Here is a 19,803-nt window from a genome sequence, read left to right as displayed (position 1 = left end):
TTACCCTTTCAGGCCCTTCTGCTGCATCTTGGCGTATTCCTGCTGCAGGATCTGGGTGAGCTGCTGCATCTTGGAGTCTATGATCGTGCGGCTCTCGCTCACCTTCTTCATGGCGTCCATGATCTCATCGATGCGGGCTTTGATGATGGTCACGGCCTCCTCGACCGGCTTTTCCACCGTCACCCCGGTGCCCACCCCGACCAGCACGCGGTCGCTGCGGGCGATGATAGCGTAGACGTAGGAGCTGCCGCCAACGGGCATGAGCAGCTCGTCGCCGGGCTTGCCCTTGGCCAACGCCTCCAGGGTGTCATGGGCCCGGGAAGCGTCCTCCAAAGACATCTGCAACAGCTGACCCTGCTCGTTCATGGCCTCCATCTGGGCCTTGTAGGTGTCCATGGTGGCCATGGCCTGGCTCATCTCCTGCTCGTTCATCACTTCTCACCGATCTGGTACTTTACCACCGGGTTAGTGACGTCGGCGGCGGCCATCGGTTTTATCCCAGTGAACGTAATGTTGGTCCGCTTCACGCGGTGCTTGCTGCCCAGGTCGGACAGAACCTTCTCTATGGCCTCCTTCTCGTCGGCCGCGGCCACTTCAACACTAAAGGTCTGGGTGATCTTGCGGTAGCTTCCTCTGCACGCGTTGTAGGAACCGGTTGCCTGAAAAGCCTTCATAGGAATTCCTTCGGGGCGAGGAACGGGATTTATGCAATAAAGCTTTTGGTGGTTCTACGTTCCCCCATACATGCGGAGCATCGATCTCTACCGACCCGGCAGCGATTTCCCCTCCGTGTCCGTAACTGGCACCCGCTGCGAGCTGATGTGCCAGCACTGCCGGGGGCGTTACTTGGAAGGCATGGAACCGGTAGCTACGCCGGAAGAGCTGATGGCCTTCGCCAAAGAACTGGAGGCGAAGGGGGCGCCAGGGTTCCTGCTCAGCGGGGGCTGCGACCGCCGGGGAAAGGTACCGTTGGCGCCCTTCGTTCCGACGGTGCGGGAGATCAAACGTAGCACGTCCCTGCAGGTCAACCTGCACCCCGGCCTGGTGTCCGGGACGGAAGCGGAGGAGCTGGCCTCGTCGGGTGCCGACCGCCTCTCCTTCGACCTGACCCTGGACCCGGACACATTAAATCATCGTATGCATCTGGACCGCTCCCCGCAGGACATCATCGATTCGTTCAAGAACCTCTGCCGCGCCGCCCCCGGCCGGGTGGCGCCGCACGTGCTGCTGGGGGCGGGAAAGGAAGAGAGGGAGCTGGAGGCCGTGCGGCTGGCCGGAAAAGAGGAAGTGCCGTGCATCATCCTGCTGTCGTTGCTGGGCCAGAAGGTCGACGATTGGGAGGGGCGGTTGCTGCGAGCGGTGGCGGCGGGCGTCGGGACCGGAAGGCCGGTCCTGCTCGGCTGCCTGCGGCCCCGCGGACGCCCGGACGTGGAGATCGAAGCGCTCAGGGCCGGCGCCGCAGGCCTCGCCTGCCCGGCCAAAGCAACGGCGGAATGGGCGCTCAAGAACGGGGGCGCCTGGCACCGGAGCTGCTGCGCCCTTCACCGGTAGATGCCGCCGGTGACGTAGCGCTTGTTGATGGCCAGCATGTATATGGCCCAGGCCGAGTGCGCTATCAGGAACAGCATGGACATTAGCGGCAGATAGGTCATCATGCTCTCGGACACGTTCTTGGTGTAGGTATAGTCCACATCGATCTGGTGGCCGCTCTCGCTGTATATCAGGATGTAGAACTCACCGTGGGCGTAATCGGGGAAGTCGACGGTCAGTTCCGGGTCGGCGTAATAGTTGTCCGTGTTGATGCGGTAGCTGCCCAGGACGTCCTCCCCGCTGTTCTTGAACATATCGTAATTATGCTCCGACAGGATGAAGACCTGGGCCTCGCCGTGGGCCACGAAATCCAGCGTATTCAGTTCCATCACTCCAAATATGTCGGAGTTGGCGGTGGTCAGGATGGCCGGTACGCCTTCCCCGGCCACCACGGTCCCTGACTCCTGCATGGCGTCCGCGGCCATCGCCGGGACGGCGGAGGTCCAGAAGACCAGAACGACCAAGAGGGCCACGATGGCCCACACCACCGAGGAGCGGAAGCCCCTCTGGGTTATGATGAACTTGGTGCTGATGCTCTTGACGAAGCGCATCTCTAGGATGATGAAGAAGAAGCCTTCGATGTTGATCAGCAGCAGCATGATGAGCACGAAGTAAAGGAAGGCGTTGATGCTGAGGAAGAAGGGCAGTATGGTGAAGCCGCTCGCGACCAGCAGGAGGTAGATGGCGAACACGATGGTTATGGCCGCCTGAGCCAGGAACAGCAATCTCTTCGTCTTATGGATGTGCTCGAGGCGATATCCTCCTTCGAACTTCCCGCTGTCATATTTCATGGGGTCGCGCGAATAATTCCCTGGACACTTAATAAAGGTTCCCACTCGAGTCACGCAAGGATAGCCCATCGGCGCAGGACGAGGAACAGGGCGGCATAGGTCGGCACGTCCATATCATCCGCCCCCTGCACCTGGAAGTCCTTCACGTGTATGTCCAGCTTCTCTTTGAGCCGCACCTTCACCGGCGTTTCCGGGAAGGCCTCCGGCACCGCGTCCCGCAGTGGGTCGAAGCCGTCCAATTGGTCCCTGGTCAGCGTGACCACCCGGAGCCCGGTCTTGCCGTGCAGCGACCCCGGAAGCCGGATGAGGCGCTTCACGTCCCGCGTGACCGGTTCGTCTATCTGCCCGGCCATCCGCTCCTTGAGCGAACCGAGCACCATCTGCATGAACAGCTCCTTGGCCCGGTCGGAGGGTAGGTATTCCAAGCTGTCGTCGCGCAGGATAAGCTCCAGCCCGGTGGAGTCCCCCCGGCGCTCGTGCAGCGACCGCCTCATCTCGTCCAGGGTGGCTTCCTTGGCCTTGAGCAGAACGGGGTACCTCTCCCGCAGCCCCTGGTTGCTCATGACCTTGACGTCCCCGGCCACCTTCTCCAGGGACAGGCGGCCCAAACGCTTCCAGCCCCCCTCGTCCTTCCCCGGGACGCGGAAGGCCCGCTCCACCTTCACCTTGTCCTTGAAGTCCTTCTTCATGCTGGCGGCCGAGGGGAACACCGTGTCCAGGTCCAGGTCGGTGCCGGTGACGAAGTCGATGATCTCCCCGCGCTCGTGCGAGCCCAGGCGGAGCAGCTTGGGATGGTGCACGTGCACGTGGTAACCACGTCCACCGGAGAAGGCGATGCGCACGTAGCGCTCCTCGAAACCAAGCTCGCCAAAGATGTAGCGGTCCAGCAGCGCCGCCGCCTCCTTCTTGACCAGCTTGAGCATATCCTCATAGGAAAGCCCCTCCGCCCCCCTTATATGGTCGGCGTCCAGGTCGAATATTAGGTCCGCCCCTTTCCACCCTTTGAGGTCCATGGTCGGCGCCGACGGCCGTTCGTAAAGAGCTGAAGAGTAGTAGACATGCGATGGCACCTGGTTGAGCAGGAAGCGTCGGAAATCGTTCTCCTCCAGAAAGCCCATGTGCCTGCGGACGAAGTCCCGGTCGAAGAACATGAAGCCGAACTCCCGGTCCCGCAGGTCCGCCGGTGCAGGCGGCGGGGACCTCTGGTAGTATTCCCGGAAGAGGTTCATGGCGAACTCGACCTCCCTGTTCACGACCTTCCCCATGACCTAGGCCGAATAAAAAGGTTGTAATGGTGTGATACGACGGATCTAGCATACCAAACTATATTACAGGCCGCGGATATTTTGCCCCGATTCGAATGAAGGCGTACATCAGGGTCATCTACTCCAGCGACGGCAGCTCCCCCGGTCTGGTGGACAAGGTCTTCGTCAACAAGGGCTTCAAGAAGGTCCCCGGCACCCCCGGTTACGAGATCGACGTGCTGAACGAGGGCGAATTGGACGCCCTGGTGGAAGAGCTGCACTCCGCCCTCAAAGGGCAAGAGGTGCGGTACATACCCACCTTGGGCGCGATGGATGGGCAGCCCAACGTCGGTTACCGGGAGCACCTGCTCCGCCTGCGCGAGTTCGACCTGGAGCCCATGGAGATGAAGGGCCTGCTGGACGAGGACCCCGCCAAGTTCAAGGCCGCGGTCCAGGAGAAGGTCGGCGCCTACGCCGATTCCATCATAGCCGAACGGAAGGAAGAGATCGCCGTGGCCGAGGCCAAGATCATGGCCGAGCGCGCCCGCCAGCAGCTGATGGACCAGCTAAGGGAAGGGCGCACCTTCCACGAGCTCTCCAAGGCCGTGCCCATGGAGGAGGAAGAGCTCTCCCAGAGGTTGTTGGAACTAGTGGAGAAGGGCGTCATCCGCGCCGTACAGAAGGGCCGCAACGTGGTGTACGTCGCGCTCTAAACCCTTCCTTCCTTTTTATACCAGTCGACGAAGAGGCGCAACCCTTCGTCTATCTTCACCTGCGGTTCCCAGCTCAGTAGATTTCTTGCCTTGGTGTTGTCGCCCCAAGTAGCGTCCACGTCCCCCGGCTGCGGGGACAGATACTCCGGCTTCAGGTCCTCGCGCCCTGTAGCCTTCAGAATGAATTTCACCACATGATTGACGGTGACGGTGGAGCCGCTGCAGACGTTGAGCGGCTCGCCCTTGGGGTCAGGGCAGTCGGCGCAGCGGCGGATGGCATCGACCACGTCGGTTACGAAAGTGAAGTCTCGGGTCTGTTCCCCGTCGCCGAAGATCTTGGGGCGCTTGCCGTCCAACGCCCTGTCGGTGAAGATGCGTATGGCCATGTCCGGACGCTGCCTTGGTCCGTATACGGTGAAGTAGCGCAGGGAGATGCTCTCTAGCCCGTACAGCTTGTAGAACAGCGAGCAGTAATATTCCGCGGCGAGCTTGCTGGCCGCGTAGGGGGATATGGGCACGGTGGGATCCTCCTCCCGGGCCGGGAGGCGCACGGCGTTGCCGTAGACCGAAGAGGACGATGAGCTGACGACGCGCTTAACACCCTCGTCGCGGGCGGCCAGTAGCACGTTCAGCGTGCCGGTGGTGTTGGCATGGTGCGATTTCATGGGGTCTTTCACGGAAATGCGTACCCCGGCCTGGGCCGCCAGATGGAACACTACGTCGGCGTCCTCGAAGCTCTGGCGCAGGGCGCCCAGGTCCAGGATGTCGATCTCCTCTAGGCGGAACTTGGGGTCCTCCAGATGCTTGCTCAGGAAGCGCATCTTGCCCGAATAATAATCGTCAAAATTGTCGACCGCCACTACCTCATGCCCTTCCGCCAGCAGGCGGTCGGTGAGGGTGCTGCCGATGAACCCCGCCGCACCTGTTACAACAGCTCTCATTGCTATCGGTCCTCCGAAAGCCTGTGCGATAATAAGGGTTGCGAGGGCGGTGAAACAACGCTGGCGTCAGTTTAATTAAGATACGTTTTTATAGAAGCTTTAACAAATCTTAAATACGGCGGCCATCATCAACGTTGCCAGGTGAAAAGTGACATGGGCGCTACCATCAGAACGTTGGGGCTCTTCGTCTTCATGTTCGGCCTGTTCGTGGCCATCGGCTGGTTAGTCGGTTCCTTTTTCCTCGGCAACTGGGTGCTAGGCGCCATGATGTTCCTGGTGCTCGCCGGGCTGATCAACCTGGTCTCGTACTTCTTCTCCAGCAAGATCGTGCTGTGGTCCTACCGGGTGAAGATCGTCAGCGAAGCGGAAGCGCCCAGGCTGTTCCGGGTGGTCCGCAACATTTCGGCCATGAACGGTCTGCCCATGCCCAAAGTGGGGATCATACCCACCAACACGCCCAACGCCTTTGCCACCGGACGCAACCCCAAGAACGCCGTGGTGTGCGCCACCGAGGGCCTGATGCGCATGCTGGACGACGAAGAGCTGTCCGGCGTCATGGCCCACGAGATGGCCCACGTACGGAACAGGGACATCCTGATCATGAGCGTGGCCAGCACCATCGCTGGAGCCATATCTTTCGCCGCGCGCTTCGCCTTCTACGGGGCGCTGTTCAACAACCGTCGCAACGAGGGGGGCATGATAATCGCCATTGTGGTAGCGATCACCGCCCCCATCGCCGCCATGATCGTCCAGCTGGCCATATCCCGCAACCGCGAGTACAAGGCCGATTACGAGGGGGCGAAGCTCATCGGTCGTCCTTTGTACCTGGCCCGGGCGCTGGAAAAGCTGGAATCGGCCAACAAGCGCGACCCTATCCGCTTCGGCAGCCCCGCCTCCTCCAACATGTTTATCGTCAACCCCTTCAGCGGAGGCAGTCTGGTGACCATATTTCAGACCCACCCGCCCATGGCCGAGAGGATAAAGCGGCTGCGCCAGATGGCCAACAAGATGGGCCAGTACTGAAAACCCCTTAACCCATCCCAATTTTTTATCCCTCGCTTCCGTTGAAAAGCAGCTGGCGGCATAGGCCGATGCTCTTCAGGAAGCTCATGCCCCGCCCGATGTTGCCGACCTCGCTGAGCGAGTGGTGCATGTCGGTGCCGATGGAGACATTGACCTTGCCGTCGAACGCCCGGTAGAACCGTTCGCCGTGCTCGTACAGGAAGCGGCCGTCGCGGACGTAGTGATGGGACGTGGGCACCTCCACGAAGGCGTCCATCTCCTGGAGCTTGCCAGCGAGCCACTCCGGCTCCCTCTTCGGATATATGCGGTCCATGTCCCAATGGCAGAAGCCGAAGGGGATGCGCAGCTCACGCACCAGCGAGCGCAGCTCGGTGAGGGGGATGCCGCCCTGGGCGGGGTCCTCGACGAACTCGAAAAGCACCAGGTCCAGACGGTTCAGCATGTCGAACGGCAGCTCGTAAAGATGGCAACGTTCGGGGTTGGTATCTATCTCCACTCCGATCAGGACCTCGATCCGACCTTTGAACGCCTCCCTGACCTGCTCGATGTTGCGTAGGTACTTCTCGAAATCCATGCGCCGCAGCGGGTTGATGACCTTGCAGGTCTCGAAATGATCGGTGATGGCCACGTGCGTAAGGCCCTGCTGGACCGCGGATCGCACGACCTCTTCCACGGTGAAGTCGCCGTCCGAATAGAGGGTGTGGGTGTGCAGGTTGATGCGAGGGATGGGCATCGGTCGTCCTATTCCTATCCACTAAGATATAAACGCTTGCGCGAAAGGCCGAAGGGGTTTGGGAGGAAGGGCACTCCCCTCCCTCCGGATGTGAGATCACCATTCATCGGTATCTTCTCGGTTCGTTGCCGCTACGGATTTAGCTTTAAATTTTGATACTTAATGAGTATTTTATTAGATGTATATCGAGCATAATTGTATTCGTATAGATAATTGTATAATAAATAGTTTATGAAGCAAACAAAAACAACAATACAATTGATATAATTAATAAAAAAGTAGAATTACAACTGAATGGAACAAGCTAAAGCATGGCCATTTGACGATCGAGCGGTCACGAAATTAAGAATAAAGAAAAGGTCACTTGACCTGTTCCCACTTCTCCAGCTCCTGGACGCTGGACAGGGTGCCTCCGCGCTTGATCTCTTCCCTGACGCGCTCCTCCCTCTCAAAAACGTCCACGGAACGGTTGGCCAGCTCCACGGCATGCTCCTGCGAGATGACGACAACGCCGCTCTCGTCCCCCACGATCCAGTCGCCGGTGCGCACCATCTGCCCGCCGCACACGATCTCCAGCCCGATACCGCCGAAGCCTTTCGGCTCCCCGGCGTGAGGCGATACGTGCCGGCTAAAGCACGGGAATTTGAGATCTAATATCCCGTCGATGTCGCGCGCAGCCCCGTCAATGATAACGCCGGCCACGCCCTTGATCAAGGCGCTGTTGGCGGCCAGCTCGCCCCACACGGCGATCTCGCTGCCTCCGGCGTCTATCACGATGACGTCGCCCTTCTTGGCCCGGTCGATGGCCTCCACCGGCTTGGCCCAGTCGCCCTTGGCCGTCTGTACAGTCAGCGCACGGCCGACGACCTTCACGCCATGCCCGTTGCGCAGCACGATGCCATTGTCCATCACCCCGCGCTTGTGCGCCGCGTCGGCGATGTTGCACGTCGAGACCCGGCCGAAGGCCTGGAACAGCTCGTCCTGGCCGTACTTGCGCACCAGGGCGCCAGGCAATCCCTTGCCGTTGTTCATGGAATACTTGACGGCCTTGGCCGCGCTGCCTACGTTCCCGGTCTTGATTATACCGCCGCCGACGATGATTATGGACGCGCCGTGCTCGATCATCTTCGGCGCGGTCTCAGAGGTGATTCCTCCGGCCACGGCCACCGGGATGCTGACGGCCGAGGACACCTGGGACACGATGTCCAGAGGCGAGCCCTCGCCCTTCATCTGCTCGTCTATGCCCACGTGCAGGCAGACGTAGGAAACGCCCAGCTCCTCGGCCTTCTTCGCCCGGGAGACCTTGTCCGGCACGTTGATGAGGTCCAGCATGATGGCGGCGCCGTACTTGCGCGCCGCGAGCACCGACTCGGAGATGGTGCCATCGTCCGAAAGGCCCAGCACGGTCACCACATTGGCCCCGGCCTTGACCGCTATTTCCACTTCAAAAGCGCCGACGTCCATGGTCTTCATGTCGGCCACCAGAATCCGGTCCGGGAACTCTCTCTTCAGCGCACGCAGGCACTCCGCCCCCTCGCTCTTGATGAGCGGCGTCCCCGCCTCTATCCAGTCCGCCCCGCCGTCCACCGCCTCGTGGGCGATCTCCAAGGCGCGCTTAAGGTGCATGAGGTCCAGAGCGACCTGTAAAACCGGCTGCATGCCCCTGCTATCTCCCCCAGGATACTAATCTTTTCGTTCAAAAAATAATATATCCCCAGATAATCATCATCAAGGCATGGCCGTCTCCCCTGGACCGAAGTGCAACACCGGAATGGAATGCATCGACCGCATCGTCGGCGGAGGCTTCCCCACCGGGGGGATGGTATCGGTGTCCGGTCCCTGCGGGGCCGGCAAGACGCTCTTCGCCATTGAGTTCCTTATCCGGGGAGCCATGGCCGGTCAGAAAGGCCTTTACGTTTCTACGGTCCACGCCCCCAGCAAGCTACTGACCTACGTTCCCGACCTGGACTACGCCGATCCCAAGATATTCGACAAGGGGCAGGTGGTCCTGAAGCACATCAACGAGATGGGCTCCGGGGAGAGGGACGACGGACGGATCACCAAGACGGAGGCTGGAGCCATCGTCGCCGACATAGTCAACGCCATCAAGAGCGTGGGCGCCACCCGACTGGTGCTGGACGCCACGAACCCGCTGATGATGGAGATGGAGGAGTGGGTGGGGCGCGCCTTCCTGCTGTCCCTTTCCAAAGCGCTCTTCGAGGCCAAGTGCACCGCCCTGCTGGTCACGGAGGGTGATGAGACCAACCGCGCGGAGCAGATGATGTGCGACGGGATCATCAAACTGGGCACCGCGGTGCGCCGCGGCGACAACTACCGAATTATCGAAGTGGTCAAGATGGCCGGGGTGGCGCACTCTCGGGCCAAGTACGTAATGGATATGACGTCCGAGGGCTTGTTCGTCACGCCCATGCTCAGGGGGGTTTGAGATGGAGGAGGTCTCGCCGCAGATATTGAGCCGGTTGGAGGAGCTCGGCCCGGCCTTGTCCATCGACTTCAACATCAGCGTGGAGGCGTACTTCGACGCGCTGACCGCCCTGATCGACCGCTTCAGTAATAAGAAAGGACTGTCGGTGATCTTCATCTCCGTGACCGTCCCCTCGTCAACGATACGTTCCGCGCTCGAATCGTTGGAGATAGACACCTCCAAGCTGCGGTTCGTGGACTGCATCTCCTTTGCCACCATGGAATGCGGCAGCGGAGAGTCTGCCAACACCGTCTTCGTGGAGAGCCCGACCATGCTGGAATACATCGTGCTCAAGATGGAGTACCTGTTCCGCAAGGGGAAGGGAAAGGAGTTCGTGGTGATACTAGACTCCATCAGCTCGTTGGCGGCGCACAACGACGTGCGCATGCTCTATGAGTTCATGCAAGTGCTGACGGCCAGCATCAAGTCGCGGGGAGCGTATCCGGTGCTGCTCAGCATGGAGGAGCAGATGAAGCCGGAGGTGCTCGAGATGCTGCAGTTAGTGTGCGATCAGATCGTGACCTTGAAGTGAGCCGAAGCTAAAAAGCAAGGTACAGTTCAAGAAAACGAAGCATCGTCTTTATTATAGGATATATTATGAAAAAAGGCGGTTATTTTCAGTTTTTTTCTGATTTCGAATAGATAGTTATTTATTTTCATTAATACAGATATAGTTCTGGTAGGGCGACCTACCAGGAGACAGAACAAATGAAGAAAATGTGGAAAAAGAACAACAAGGCCGTTTCCCCGGTCATCGCCACCATCCTGATGGTCGCTATTACCGTGGTTCTGGCTGCTGTGCTATATGTAATGGTCATGGGCTTTGGAGGCAGTGGATCTTCTAGCGCTCCCTCTGCTAGCCTAACCGTCAGCGGAGACAAACTGGTGATTAGCTTAAGCAAGGCTTATGCTCCGTCTGAGGGTGTATTGGCCGTAATATTGGGCACCAACACGACTAAAGTTACAATAGGCTCTCTCGCGTCCGGAAGCTTCACCCCAGCAGGTAGTTTGGTATCTTTAGTTGATGCAGGCCTTGACGAAAAGATTGACACCGGTGATTATTTCACAAACACCGCCTCGACAGCCATGCAAATACAGCTGGTCTGGACCTCCGGTGACACTAGCCAGGTAATTGCCACTGGATCAATCTAAACAATTATTCCAGCAAACCTCTTTCCATTTTTTTTATTTAATATTACGATAGCATCGTCCTGCATTTCATGATTACACCACATTGTACTCAGTTTGTAATGGCGAATGATTGGCTATTAATCAATAAATCTTAACAGTGTTTTCTTGATTATTGAAAGCGTAAATATTTATTTTATAGAGCATAATTATAGTCTGGTGGGGCAACCTACTAGGTGACTTAACCATGAAAGCAGTTTGGAGAAAGAACAACAACGCAGTTTCCCCGGTCATCGCCACCATCCTGATGGTCGCTATCACCGTGGTCCTGGCCGCTGTGTTGTACGTATTGGTCATGGGAATAATAGGACCGGACCAAGACCAAAATCCGCCTCAGGCTAGTCTTAATGCCGACGAAAACAGACTGATTCTTAGCATAAGTAAATCTTATGACATTGATGACGGCATCCTGCAGGTCACGATTGACGATGGCACTAAGATGGATCTCGTTAACGGCACCATCGCAGGCACGATCACATTTGTCGATAACGGTGGAGACGGCAAGATCGGGCCTGGGGACTACTTCGAGAACAGCGCCTTAACCACCTCGACAATCAAGATAATATGGACCTCCGGCGACACCAGCCAGGTTATAGCCGAGGGTGAGATCTGAACAATTCGCGTCCTCTGAAACTTACTTCCCTTCTATTTTTATCACGGCCGTGGCGGAAACGCCGTCCACCCATCTCTGCCTAGGGTCGTCATCCCGACTCAGGCCGACCAGGACGTCCACGGGCAGAAAGATGAACCAGAACATCTTCGGGACGCTCCGGACTATCCCCTTGGAGAAGGTCATCGGCCCGTCCTTGGAGACCACGACGAAACCAAGCACCTTCTTCCCCAGGGAGGTCCCGGTCAGGGACTCCGATATCGCCGCGTAGATGAACCAGCCGAACCCCGAGAACACCCCGGCCAAAAGCTCCTTCGGTTCCAGCCCGGCCACATATATGATCAAGGTGACCGGAAGGAACACCACCGCCGCATCGATGAGCGCAGCGGCCAGCCTCTTCAGCAGGTGTATCCGGAAATCATGATTGTGCTCTATCAGGTCGTATCCGGTCGGCATCTCCCATCCCGTAATCAACATTCGGAACTGGATATTTTATTCTTGCGCCGAAAAATATAATTTAGCCACTCAGCTCGCCCGTCTCTCATCACTGGTCAGAGCTGGGTTTATCATCATCGTGGCGAGAACGCATCACGCCTCCCGGACATAAAACTATGCCGTTATCAACGGTGCAAAGAACTTGCGCCCTGTCTTATATTACGGAAGGAGATATCCGGGGCAGAGAGAGTTAACAGGTGTCCCGTCAAAGCCCGGAAACGGGCCATCACCGACACCGATACCAGGTGTCACCTCATGCTGAAGAAGGTCGATCCCCGTGCGATTGCCGGAGGGCTGTTGGCAGTGGTAGCGATAATCGGTCTCTTCGTCAACGACCTGTGGCCGCTCTGGCTGCTGCTGTTGGCCGTGGGCATGATATTGCTGACATCGTCGATGATGAGCGGATACGAATATCAGTGCCAGAAATGCCACGGCGTTTACAAGATGGGCGTAGCCGGCGTCCTGGCGTCCAAGCACGGGTGGGACCACACCGGGAGCTGGGCCATCTCCCGCTGCCCCCACTGCGGGGCCATTACCAAGGCCAAGGAGTCACGATCACATGGGCAGGAGAAGGTTTAGGGACGCGGCGGTCAAGCGCACCATATTGTTCATCTGCATCGGGAACGCCTCGCGCTCGCAGATGGCCGAGGGGTACGTCAACGCGCGCATGGGCGACATGTACCAGGCCAGCAGCGCCGGTCTGTATCCGGAACGGGTCAGCCGCAAGGCCATCGCGGTCATGAAGGATGTGGGCATCGACATCTCCGAGCACCGCTCCAAGAGCGTGGAGGAGTTCTACGGCAAGGAGTTCGATTGCATCGTCACCCTGTGCGACGAGGCCGAGGACGAGTGCCCGCACTTCCTGAAGGGAAAGGACTACATCCACAAGGGCTTCAAGGACCCATGCAAAGCTAAGGGTACTGATGAAGAGCTGATGGCCGTCTACCGGCAGACCAGGGACGACCTGTTCAAGTGGATCGACAACAATTTCGGACCCGGGGCATGATCAATCTCTACGTCTACGACGAGCGGGACTGCGACCCCAAAAAGTGCACCTCGCGGAAGATGGTCAAGTTCCATTTGGTGGAAGATCTCCCCAATCTCCGTTCGGTACCGTACGGCGTGATCGTCCTGGACCCCTTCGCCCCCAAGGCGGTCTCCCGCGAGGACCTGGAAAGCGCCAAGGCGCACGGCATCCTGGTCATGGACCTCTCCTGGGAGAACATCGACGGCTTCCCGAAGGTACGAAAGGACGCCGCGCACCGGGCGCTGCCGTACCTGTTAGCGGCGAATCCGGTCAACTGGGGGAAGCCCATGCGCCTCACCAGCGCCGAGGCCGTGGCCGCCACCCTCTACATCCTGGGGGAGAAGGAGCAGGCCCGTTCCGTCATGTCCAAGTTCAACTGGGGGGAGCAGTTCTTCGTGCTGAACCACGAGCCGTTGGAGCGCTACTCGTCGGTCGAGACCAGCCAGGAGGTCGTGGACATCCAATGGGACTATTGCGAAAGGCCGGAGCCGGAGGACGTCGAGGAAGGCCCCAAAGGGTAAAAAGATAAATCTCCCTGTACGGGATACCCTTAGTTCCCTAGCGTTACGCTAACGAACGAAACGCCTTCGAACCACGGAGTGATGGTTTTGCCTATCGACTACACTGATGAGGACCTGGTCGCGCGTTGGGAAGAGTTCCTAGAGGCAGAGGAGAACCGCCTCAAGCTGCTCGAGCTCACCGACAGGTATCCTGGGCTGAGGAGCTTGACCGTCACTTATTCGGACATCGACCGCTTCGACCCGGACTTCGCCTCCTTCATCCTGCTCCACCCAGACCGCTCCCTCGAGAAAGGGGAGGGGGTGGTCAAGCGCCTGATGAGCCCCAGCAAGGCCAGTATAGACATCCACCTGCGCATCAAGGACCTGCCGCGCGACAGCCGCATCGAGATCCGCCATCTGCGCAGCGAGCATCTCGGCAAATTACTGTCCGTGGAGGGACTGGTGCGCAAGGCCACGGAGGTGCGACCGCGCCTGATATTGGGCGTCTTCAAGTGCATGCGCTGCCCCGCCCGGATCGTGGAACCGCAGGACGGCCTGTTCTTCCGTGAGCCCATGGAATGCTACAAGGAACAGGAGGGCTGCGGGCGGACCGCCGGAAGCACCAAGTTCGTGCTGCAGGCCGAGGAATCCATCTACGTCGACACGCAGAAGGTGGAGATGCAGGAGTCCCCGGAAGGGCTGCGCGGCGGGGCCCAGCCTGAACGGCTGACGGCCTACCTCGAGGACGACCTGGCAGGGATAATCGCGCCGGGCGACCGGGTGGTGCTCAACGGCGTCCTGCGCAGCCGTCAAAAGGACAAGCAGATCAAGTCCACGCTCTTCGACATCGACCTGGACGTGCTCTCCATGGAGTTCGAGCAGCACGAGTACGAGGAGGTGCAGATCTCCGAGGAGGACGAGGAGCGGATAAAGAAGGAGGCCAGCGACCCGGAGGTCTTCCGCAAGATCGTCGGCTCCATCGCCCCAGCCATCCATGGTTACGACGAGGTCAAGGAGGCCATCGCCCTGCAGCTGTTCGGCGGCACGGCCAAGCACCTGGAGGACGGCACCAAGATCAGGGGGGACATACACATCCTGCTGGTCGGCGATCCCGGGGTGGCCAAGTGCGTGACCGGCGATGCCCGGGTGCTCATGGGCGACAGCTCCGAGGCCAACATAAAAGAGCTGGTGGACGGCTGGATGTCCAAGGGCGAGGTCAAGGAGGTGGACGACGGCGAGTACGCCGACGCCGACTTCGAGGTCATGACCTTCACCCACCGGGGCTACCTGGAAAAAGGAAGGGCGATGCGCGTCTGGAGGCGCGACTCGCCGCGCCGTCTTCTCAAGTTCACCACCGAGTCCGGGCGCACGCTGACGATGACGTCGACGCACCCGCTGTTCGTGCAGAACGCCTATTTCCTGGCGCAGCGCGCGGCCAGCAAGATAATCGAGGGCAACTGCATTGCCGTGGCCATCGATGAGGTGCCGGAAGGCAACCATTGCGGCTACAACCGGGGCATCGGCTGGGACCAGGTGGTCAAGAAGGAGGAGGTCAAGGCCGAGGAGCGCTTCGTCTACGACATCGAGGTCGATACGACCCACATCTTCGTGGCCAACGGGATCATCTCCCACAACAGCCAGATCCTGCGCTACATGTCGGAGATGGCTCCCCGCGGCATCTACGCCTCCGGCAAGAGCTCCTCCGCGGCCGGTCTGTGCGTCGCCCCGGACACCCTCATCGAGGTGAACGGGAAGAAGCAGCCTATAGGCGAGTTCGTGGAGTCCCGCATGAAGGCGCCCCGGGAGATCGAGCCCGGGGTATGGAGGCAGGAGGCGAGGATCAACGGAGCGCTGTCGGTCAAGGACGACCGTCATACAGACGTCCGACCGGTCTCGGCGCTGTTCCGATTGCGAACCCCTTCATTTCTTGTGGAACTCGAAGTGGCGTCTGGTGAGCGCATCGTCGTCACCCCTGAGACCATGCTAAGAGGCATGTCCGAGGCGGAATCGAAGTGGGTGCGGGCGTCCGACATTAGAGCGGACGACAAGCTGCTCATGGCCCCATCTGGCTCTGGTTCCGGGGACGTTCGCGCGAGCAAGGTGAAAGGGGTCAAGGAACTGCACGAGGACCTGCCGCCGCACGTGTACGATCTTACGGTCGAAGGGGCTCACAGCTTCATCGGCAACGGATTTCTGGTGCACAACACCGCCGCCGCGGTGAAGGACGAGTTCGGCGACGGGCGCTGGACCCTCGAGGCCGGGGCGCTGGTGCTTGCCGACAAAGGGCTAGCGGCCATCGACGAGCTAGATAAGATGACCGAGCAGGACCGCTCCTCCATGCACGAGGCCATGGAGTCCCAGCGGGTCAGCGTGGCCAAGGCCGGCATCACCGCCTCCCTACAGTGCCGCTGTTCCATGCTGGGCGCGGCCAACCCCAAGTTCGGGCGCTTCGACGACACGGAGCCGTTAGCGTCGCAGATCAACATGCCCCCCGCGCTGCTCTCCCGTTTCGACCTGATATTCGCTCTGACGGACAAGCCCAACGCCGCCCGGGACCAGAAGATCGCCGAGCATATCCTGAAAGGGCACGTGCGCGGCGAGCTGCGCAACGTACCGAACCCGGAAACGATCAAAGGCATCGATTACAATCGCATCATGGAGGAGACCGACGTCCTCAAGCCCATTTTCGACCGGGAGTTCATGCGCAAGTACGTGGCGCACGCCAAACGGTACACCCCGGTGCTGAGCGACGAAGCCAGGCAGCTGATAATCGACAAATACCTCTCCATACGCAAGCTGGGGGAGAAGCAGGGGTCGTCGGTCCCCATCACCGCCAGGCAACTGGAGGCCTTCATCCGTTTGTCCGAGGCGTCCGCGCGCATACGCCTCTCTCAGATCGTCGCCAAAGAGGACGCGGACCGCGCCATAAAGATCGTGGAGCACTACCTGAAGAAGATGGCCTCGGACGAGGGCACCATCGATGTGGACAAGCTGATGACCGGGACCACGCGCAACGAGAGGAACCGCATCGCCCTGGTGCGGCAGCTCATACACGACAACTCCGACCCCCGCTCCGGCATATCCGAGCTGACCCTGATACAGAAGGCGAGCGAGCGCAACCTGTCCGAGGTGGAGCTCAAGGAAGTGCTGCGGAAGCTGAAGCAGGCCGGGGACATCTTTGAGGTGCAGGCCGGACACTACAAGCTCATCACCAGCGACTGAGCAAAGGTTTATCATGCCGGCCCATGACTCCCCTGCGATGACCAAGATCCGGGTGAAGGTGCACAGGCGCGGCAGCGACATACTCATCGCCGCCTGCGACGAGGTCCTCCTAGGCAAGAAGCTCAAGGAAGGCCAGCTGCGCCTGGAGGTCAGCGAGGAGTTCTACGGCGGGGACGGGGGCGACGAGGCTATGCTCCTGAACCGGCTCTCGGCCGCCACCATGGCCAACTTGGTGGGCCAGGAGGTCTGCCGCATCGCCGCCGAGCATGGGTTTATTGATATGGATTGCGTAATATCGATTGAGGGCGTGCCCCACGCCCAGATGGTAAGGTACTGACATGTCCTTCTGCGTCAAATGCGGGGCCGATGGCCCGACCTACAAATCTCTGTGCGAGAAATGCTTCTTGGAGGGCAAGGTCTACACCGCCCTGCCGGACCACGTGGATCTTTTCCAGTGCGGCCACTGCGACGACTACCTAATCAACGGCAAATGGCTCGACATCGAGAGGCGGGAGGAGGCTGCCGAAAAAGCAACCGAGGTCGCCGCCCAGGTGAACAAGGAAACGAAGGTGCAGAACGTCAGCGTGCACGCCGAGAAGATCGACGAGGCCAACTACGACGTGGGGATGACCTTCGGGCTGACCGTGGAAGGACTGGAGGTCAACGAGGCTCGCAGCACCATCGTCCGCTTCAAGAACACCTCCTGCCCAAGATGCAACAAGATGATGGGCAATTACTACGAGGGGACGCTACAGGTGCGCACCCGCGACCGCAAGATGCCCGAGGACCTCCGCGAGGAGATACTGGAGCGCATATACAAGATGATGGAGGAGCACACCAAGGACAACCGCGAGCTCTTCATCTCTAAGGTGAACAGGCTCACCACCAAGGAGGGCGGGATAGACGTCATCCTATCCTCATCCGTGGTCGGCCGCCACATAGCCCGCGAGCTCGCCGACCAGTACGCGGCCGAGGTCAAGGAGACGGCCAAGCTGGTCACCCAGAAGCAGGGCAAGGACATGTACCGGGTGACCTTCCTGGTTCGCCTGCCGGCGTACCGCTTCGGGGACATCGTGCAGTACGAGAACAAGATGTTCCTGGTCGGTGCTCTGAGGTCCAGCTCCACCAAGCTCACCAACCTGAAGACCGCGCAATCGGTGACGGTCAGCAACAGCGACATGATCTCGGCCAAAGTGGTCGGCCGGAAGGAGGACCTGCTGGAGGCGGTCATAGTCAACGAGACGGACCGCGAGGTGCAGGTCATGCATCCCACCAATTTCAAGACCTTCGACCTGAAGAAGCCGCCGAAGTTCGAGCGAAAAGGGGACACGGTCAAGGTCTTCCAGTACGAGGAAGAATACTATCTTCTGCCGCTGCAGGGTTGAAATAAAAAATTGATATGGGGGCGAGCCCCCGTTGTCCTTTTTTACGAGACCATTTCCCTTCTCTTGAACAGCCATAGCCCCAGCGCAAGGCACGCCACCATGTAGACGGCGATGACCACCAGGGATAGCCCTATGTCAGGATAATAGGACCAGTAGGTCATCTCCTGCCCCCCTCCCAAGGGTATGTGGTTCAGCTTGTCCACGGGGTAATCGTGGCTCATTATGGCGGTTACCACGCCTCCGCAGAAGGTCACCAAGAACCACGGCTTAATTTCGCCCAGTGGCAGGATGCCGGCGATCATAGGCATGATCATCAGCAAGGTGAAGAAGGTCAGGACCAGCGAACCGGTCGCCCCCTTGAACACCGTGGAGATCAGGAAGCCCAGGGCCGCCGCGGCCGCGCCGTAGGCGAAGGCGAACAGCATGGAATAGATCCACAGGACCGTGCTGCCGCCGGTCATGGCGAACGTCAGCACAGCGGATATGCCGTAGTAGACCACCAGCATCAGGAAGATGATCCCCAGCGTGGAGATGTACTTGCCAACGAATATGGTGGAACGCTTCACCGGGTTGGGGAACAGCAGGTATCCAGTGCGGGTCTGGAACTCGGAGACGATGGCGTCCCCGGCGAACATGGTGGCCCCGATGACCACCAGGGTCTCTACCCACATGATGTAGCTAGAAATATAAGTGGCAGGGTCGTCCGAGGTGTCCTCGCCCAGCGCGATAGGCAGGCCGAACATAAGGCCTATGAGGACGGCCTCTAGTATGAGCAGGCCCAACAGGCGCTTGGAGCGCAGATGCTTCAGTATGTCGTATCGAGCGACGGTGAACATCTGCATCAGGTCGGAAGGCAGCCTCTGGCGGTTGTTGGTAACGTTAGCGCTTTCCATCTTCTCACCTCGAATCCATGATAAGTGACATGTACAACGATTCCAAGGCCAGGCCGGACTCCTTGAAGGAGGCGACCATCAGCCCCAGGTTCTGCAGCTCCACGAGCAGCACCGCCTGCGCGTCCTCCTGCCCCTCGAAGTCGATGACGAAGGAGAGGTCCCCGGTGATGTTGAAATTGTTCACCCCGGGGATGGACCTGAGCTTCTCGAACATCTCCTGGCCGAGAGGCTGCAGGGTCCGCACCTCGATCTTGCGAGTCTTTACCTCGTTTATCAGCGAGGCCACGCTCCCGGAGCGCAGCATCTTGCCCCGGTTGATCAGGGTGACGTCGGTGCACACCTCCTGCACCTCGTTCAGCAGGTGCGACGACATCAGCACGGTGACTTCCATCTTGTGCAATTGCTTGAGGATGTCCCGGACCTCCACCATGCCGCGGGGGTCCAGACCGGAGGTCGGCTCGTCCAGGATGACGACCGACGGCTCGGGCAGCAAGGCCTGGGCGATGGCCAGGCGCTGCTTCATGCCCTTGGAGAACTTGCCCACGCGTTGGTCCTTCCACTCGGTCAGCTTCACCAGGTCCAGCAGGTCGCGCCCGCGGTTGGTTATCTCGGTGGCGGTCATGCCCCGCAGCGAGCCTAGGTACTGCAGCGTCTCCATCGGCGTAAGATAAGGATAGAACTCAGGGGTCTCCACCACCGCCCCCACGTCGGCCAGGGCGGTCTTGGGGTCCTGCAGCACGTTGATCCCGTTGATGTAGGCCTCGCCGGAGGTCACGCTGAGCATGTTGGTGAGGATCTTGATGGTGGTGGTCTTGCCGGCGCCGTTAGGCCCCAGGAAGCCCATGAAGGCTCGCTTGGGGACGGTCAGGTCCAGATTGTCCACCGCCTTGAACCCACCAGCGTAGACTTTGGTCAAACCTTTGATCTCTATAGGTCCGTCCATGATGATCCCGCGTGTGATTC

General features: G+C 59.5%; 23 protein-coding genes. 13 read left to right on the top strand and 10 right to left on the bottom strand.

Annotated features, from left to right (window positions below; translation table 11 throughout):
- On the bottom strand, positions 1-432 hold the full coding sequence (gene pfdA / locus NT131_08535) for a prefoldin subunit alpha (protein ID MCX6651680.1): 432 nt from the start codon (positions 430-432) through the stop codon (positions 1-3).
- Complete coding sequence (gene rpl18a, locus NT131_08530) at positions 432-674, bottom strand: 50S ribosomal protein L18Ae (protein MCX6651679.1); 243 nt, start codon at positions 672-674, stop codon at positions 432-434. The genes pfdA and rpl18a overlap by 1 nt, the downstream gene beginning before the upstream one ends.
- Before the next feature lie 70 nt (positions 675-744).
- Here rpl18a and NT131_08525 point away from each other — a divergent pair, with 70 nt between their 5' ends.
- Positions 745-1,551 (top strand): radical SAM protein, encoded by an 807-nt coding sequence (locus NT131_08525; protein MCX6651678.1) that lies wholly within the window; start codon positions 745-747, stop codon positions 1,549-1,551.
- Here the strand turns inward: NT131_08525 and NT131_08520 are convergent.
- Together NT131_08520 and priS are read right to left on the bottom strand one after the other, a co-directional pair.
- Complete coding sequence (locus NT131_08520; protein MCX6651677.1) at positions 1,542-2,381, bottom strand: hypothetical protein; 840 nt, start codon at positions 2,379-2,381, stop codon at positions 1,542-1,544. The genes NT131_08525 and NT131_08520 overlap by 10 nt on opposite strands.
- 50 nt (positions 2,382-2,431) lie before the next feature.
- A complete protein-coding gene (priS, locus tag NT131_08515; protein MCX6651676.1) occupies positions 2,432-3,634 on the bottom strand; it encodes a DNA primase catalytic subunit PriS in 1,203 nt (400 codons plus the stop codon).
- A 107-nt stretch (positions 3,635-3,741) separates the two neighbouring features.
- Between priS and NT131_08510 the strand changes: the two genes are divergently transcribed.
- Complete coding sequence (locus tag NT131_08510; GenBank protein ID MCX6651675.1) at positions 3,742-4,338, top strand: winged helix-turn-helix domain-containing protein; 597 nt, start codon at positions 3,742-3,744, stop codon at positions 4,336-4,338.
- On the opposite strand, the gene NT131_08505 is transcribed toward NT131_08510, so the two are convergent.
- Entirely contained in the window at positions 4,335-5,279 is a 945-nt protein-coding gene (locus tag NT131_08505; GenBank protein MCX6651674.1) for a GDP-mannose 4,6-dehydratase, read from the bottom strand. The two genes, NT131_08510 and NT131_08505, sit on opposite strands and share 4 nt — an antisense overlap.
- A gap of 141 nt (positions 5,280-5,420) precedes the next feature.
- On the opposite strand from NT131_08505, the gene NT131_08500 reads away from it, so the two are divergent.
- Positions 5,421-6,302 carry a zinc metalloprotease HtpX gene (locus NT131_08500; GenBank protein MCX6651673.1) on the top strand — a complete coding sequence of 294 codons (882 nt, stop codon included), beginning with the start codon at positions 5,421-5,423 and terminating at the stop codon, positions 6,300-6,302.
- A gap of 25 nt (positions 6,303-6,327) precedes the next feature.
- On the opposite strand, the gene NT131_08495 is transcribed toward NT131_08500, so the two are convergent.
- Entirely contained in the window at positions 6,328-7,035 is a 708-nt protein-coding gene (locus NT131_08495) for a PHP domain-containing protein (protein MCX6651672.1), read from the bottom strand.
- A 360-nt stretch (positions 7,036-7,395) separates the two neighbouring features.
- Complete coding sequence (locus NT131_08490) at positions 7,396-8,694, bottom strand: orotidine 5'-phosphate decarboxylase (protein MCX6651671.1); 1,299 nt, start codon at positions 8,692-8,694, stop codon at positions 7,396-7,398.
- A gap of 76 nt (positions 8,695-8,770) precedes the next feature.
- Between NT131_08490 and NT131_08485 the strand changes: the two genes are divergently transcribed.
- The 4 genes from NT131_08485 (at position 8,771) to NT131_08470 (ending at position 11,321) form a co-directional block, all read left to right on the top strand.
- Positions 8,771-9,481, top strand: coding sequence for a hypothetical protein (locus tag NT131_08485; GenBank protein MCX6651670.1), 711 nt, complete (start codon positions 8,771-8,773; stop codon positions 9,479-9,481).
- Position 9,482: 1 nt separating this feature from the next.
- A complete protein-coding gene (locus tag NT131_08480) occupies positions 9,483-10,052 on the top strand; it encodes a hypothetical protein (protein ID MCX6651669.1) in 570 nt (189 codons plus the stop codon).
- A gap of 176 nt (positions 10,053-10,228) precedes the next feature.
- Positions 10,229-10,672, top strand: coding sequence for a type IV pilin (locus NT131_08475; GenBank protein ID MCX6651668.1), 444 nt, complete (start codon positions 10,229-10,231; stop codon positions 10,670-10,672).
- A 223-nt stretch (positions 10,673-10,895) separates the two neighbouring features.
- The gene (locus NT131_08470) at positions 10,896-11,321 is read left to right on the top strand and encodes a type IV pilin N-terminal domain-containing protein (protein MCX6651667.1); all 426 of its coding nucleotides are present in this window, start codon (positions 10,896-10,898) and stop codon (positions 11,319-11,321) included.
- A 21-nt stretch (positions 11,322-11,342) separates the two neighbouring features.
- Here the strand turns inward: NT131_08470 and NT131_08465 are convergent, their stop codons facing one another.
- Positions 11,343-11,774, bottom strand: a complete 432-nt coding sequence (locus NT131_08465; protein MCX6651666.1) for an RDD family protein — start codon at positions 11,772-11,774, stop codon at positions 11,343-11,345.
- A gap of 294 nt (positions 11,775-12,068) precedes the next feature.
- Between NT131_08465 and NT131_08460 the strand changes: the two genes are divergently transcribed.
- From NT131_08460 to NT131_08435, 6 genes are all read left to right on the top strand, one after another.
- The gene (locus NT131_08460; GenBank protein ID MCX6651665.1) at positions 12,069-12,392 is read left to right on the top strand and encodes a hypothetical protein; all 324 of its coding nucleotides are present in this window, start codon (positions 12,069-12,071) and stop codon (positions 12,390-12,392) included.
- Positions 12,373-12,819 (top strand): arsenate reductase ArsC, encoded by a 447-nt coding sequence (locus NT131_08455; GenBank protein MCX6651664.1) that lies wholly within the window; start codon positions 12,373-12,375, stop codon positions 12,817-12,819. The genes NT131_08460 and NT131_08455 overlap by 20 nt, the downstream gene beginning before the upstream one ends.
- Positions 12,816-13,361 carry a DUF367 family protein gene (locus NT131_08450; GenBank protein MCX6651663.1) on the top strand — a complete coding sequence of 182 codons (546 nt, stop codon included), beginning with the start codon at positions 12,816-12,818 and terminating at the stop codon, positions 13,359-13,361. The genes NT131_08455 and NT131_08450 overlap by 4 nt, the downstream gene beginning before the upstream one ends.
- Positions 13,362-13,448: 87 nt before the next feature.
- Positions 13,449-16,562, top strand: a complete 3,114-nt coding sequence (locus NT131_08445; protein ID MCX6651662.1) for an ATP-binding protein — start codon at positions 13,449-13,451, stop codon at positions 16,560-16,562.
- Positions 16,563-16,599: 37 nt separating this feature from the next.
- Entirely contained in the window at positions 16,600-16,899 is a 300-nt protein-coding gene (locus NT131_08440; protein ID MCX6651661.1) for a DUF424 family protein, read from the top strand.
- A 1-nt stretch (position 16,900) separates the two neighbouring features.
- On the top strand, positions 16,901-17,947 hold the full coding sequence (locus NT131_08435) for an NMD3-related protein (protein ID MCX6651660.1): 1,047 nt from the start codon (positions 16,901-16,903) through the stop codon (positions 17,945-17,947).
- A 41-nt stretch (positions 17,948-17,988) separates the two neighbouring features.
- Here the strand turns inward: NT131_08435 and NT131_08430 are convergent, their stop codons facing one another.
- Complete coding sequence (locus NT131_08430) at positions 17,989-18,840, bottom strand: ABC transporter permease (GenBank protein ID MCX6651659.1); 852 nt, start codon at positions 18,838-18,840, stop codon at positions 17,989-17,991.
- A 4-nt stretch (positions 18,841-18,844) separates the two neighbouring features.
- The gene (locus NT131_08425; GenBank protein ID MCX6651658.1) at positions 18,845-19,783 is read right to left on the bottom strand and encodes an ABC transporter ATP-binding protein; all 939 of its coding nucleotides are present in this window, start codon (positions 19,781-19,783) and stop codon (positions 18,845-18,847) included.
- Between the last annotated feature and the right edge of the window lie 20 nt (positions 19,784-19,803).

Source organism: Methanomassiliicoccales archaeon (assembly GCA_026394395.1).
Taxonomy (GTDB): domain Archaea; phylum Thermoplasmatota; class Thermoplasmata; order Methanomassiliicoccales; family UBA472; genus UBA472.
The sequence above is the reverse complement of the archived record's forward strand: the minus strand, read 5'-3'. Positions and strand labels throughout refer to the sequence as shown.

What these genes read in the sequence shown, in the direction of transcription:
- NT131_08435 (MCX6651660.1), top strand. Translation starts at nt 16,901, where the DNA reads ATGTCCTTCTGCGTCAAATGCGGGGCCGATGGCCCGACCTACAAATCT.
- NT131_08480 (MCX6651669.1), top strand. Translation starts at nt 9,483, where the DNA reads ATGGAGGAGGTCTCGCCGCAGATATTGAGCCGGTTGGAGGAGCTCGGC.
- NT131_08485 (MCX6651670.1), top strand. Translation starts at nt 8,771, where the DNA reads ATGGCCGTCTCCCCTGGACCGAAGTGCAACACCGGAATGGAATGCATC.
- NT131_08520 (MCX6651677.1), bottom strand. Translation starts at nt 2,381, where the DNA reads ATGAAATATGACAGCGGGAAGTTCGAAGGAGGATATCGCCTCGAGCAC.
- NT131_08430 (MCX6651659.1), bottom strand. Translation starts at nt 18,840, where the DNA reads ATGGAAAGCGCTAACGTTACCAACAACCGCCAGAGGCTGCCTTCCGAC.
- NT131_08450 (MCX6651663.1), top strand. Translation starts at nt 12,816, where the DNA reads ATGATCAATCTCTACGTCTACGACGAGCGGGACTGCGACCCCAAAAAG.
- NT131_08495 (MCX6651672.1), bottom strand. Translation starts at nt 7,035, where the DNA reads ATGCCCATCCCTCGCATCAACCTGCACACCCACACCCTCTATTCGGAC.
- rpl18a (MCX6651679.1), bottom strand. Translation starts at nt 674, where the DNA reads ATGAAGGCTTTTCAGGCAACCGGTTCCTACAACGCGTGCAGAGGAAGC.
- NT131_08470 (MCX6651667.1), top strand. Translation starts at nt 10,896, where the DNA reads ATGAAAGCAGTTTGGAGAAAGAACAACAACGCAGTTTCCCCGGTCATC.
- NT131_08505 (MCX6651674.1), bottom strand. Translation starts at nt 5,279, where the DNA reads ATGAGAGCTGTTGTAACAGGTGCGGCGGGGTTCATCGGCAGCACCCTC.
- NT131_08475 (MCX6651668.1), top strand. Translation starts at nt 10,229, where the DNA reads ATGAAGAAAATGTGGAAAAAGAACAACAAGGCCGTTTCCCCGGTCATC.
- NT131_08440 (MCX6651661.1), top strand. Translation starts at nt 16,600, where the DNA reads ATGACCAAGATCCGGGTGAAGGTGCACAGGCGCGGCAGCGACATACTC.
- NT131_08460 (MCX6651665.1), top strand. Translation starts at nt 12,069, where the DNA reads ATGCTGAAGAAGGTCGATCCCCGTGCGATTGCCGGAGGGCTGTTGGCA.
- NT131_08490 (MCX6651671.1), bottom strand. Translation starts at nt 8,694, where the DNA reads ATGCAGCCGGTTTTACAGGTCGCTCTGGACCTCATGCACCTTAAGCGC.
- NT131_08510 (MCX6651675.1), top strand. Translation starts at nt 3,742, where the DNA reads ATGAAGGCGTACATCAGGGTCATCTACTCCAGCGACGGCAGCTCCCCC.
- NT131_08525 (MCX6651678.1), top strand. Translation starts at nt 745, where the DNA reads ATGCGGAGCATCGATCTCTACCGACCCGGCAGCGATTTCCCCTCCGTG.
- NT131_08455 (MCX6651664.1), top strand. Translation starts at nt 12,373, where the DNA reads ATGGGCAGGAGAAGGTTTAGGGACGCGGCGGTCAAGCGCACCATATTG.
- NT131_08425 (MCX6651658.1), bottom strand. Translation starts at nt 19,783, where the DNA reads ATGGACGGACCTATAGAGATCAAAGGTTTGACCAAAGTCTACGCTGGT.
- NT131_08465 (MCX6651666.1), bottom strand. Translation starts at nt 11,774, where the DNA reads ATGCCGACCGGATACGACCTGATAGAGCACAATCATGATTTCCGGATA.
- pfdA (MCX6651680.1), bottom strand. Translation starts at nt 432, where the DNA reads ATGAACGAGCAGGAGATGAGCCAGGCCATGGCCACCATGGACACCTAC.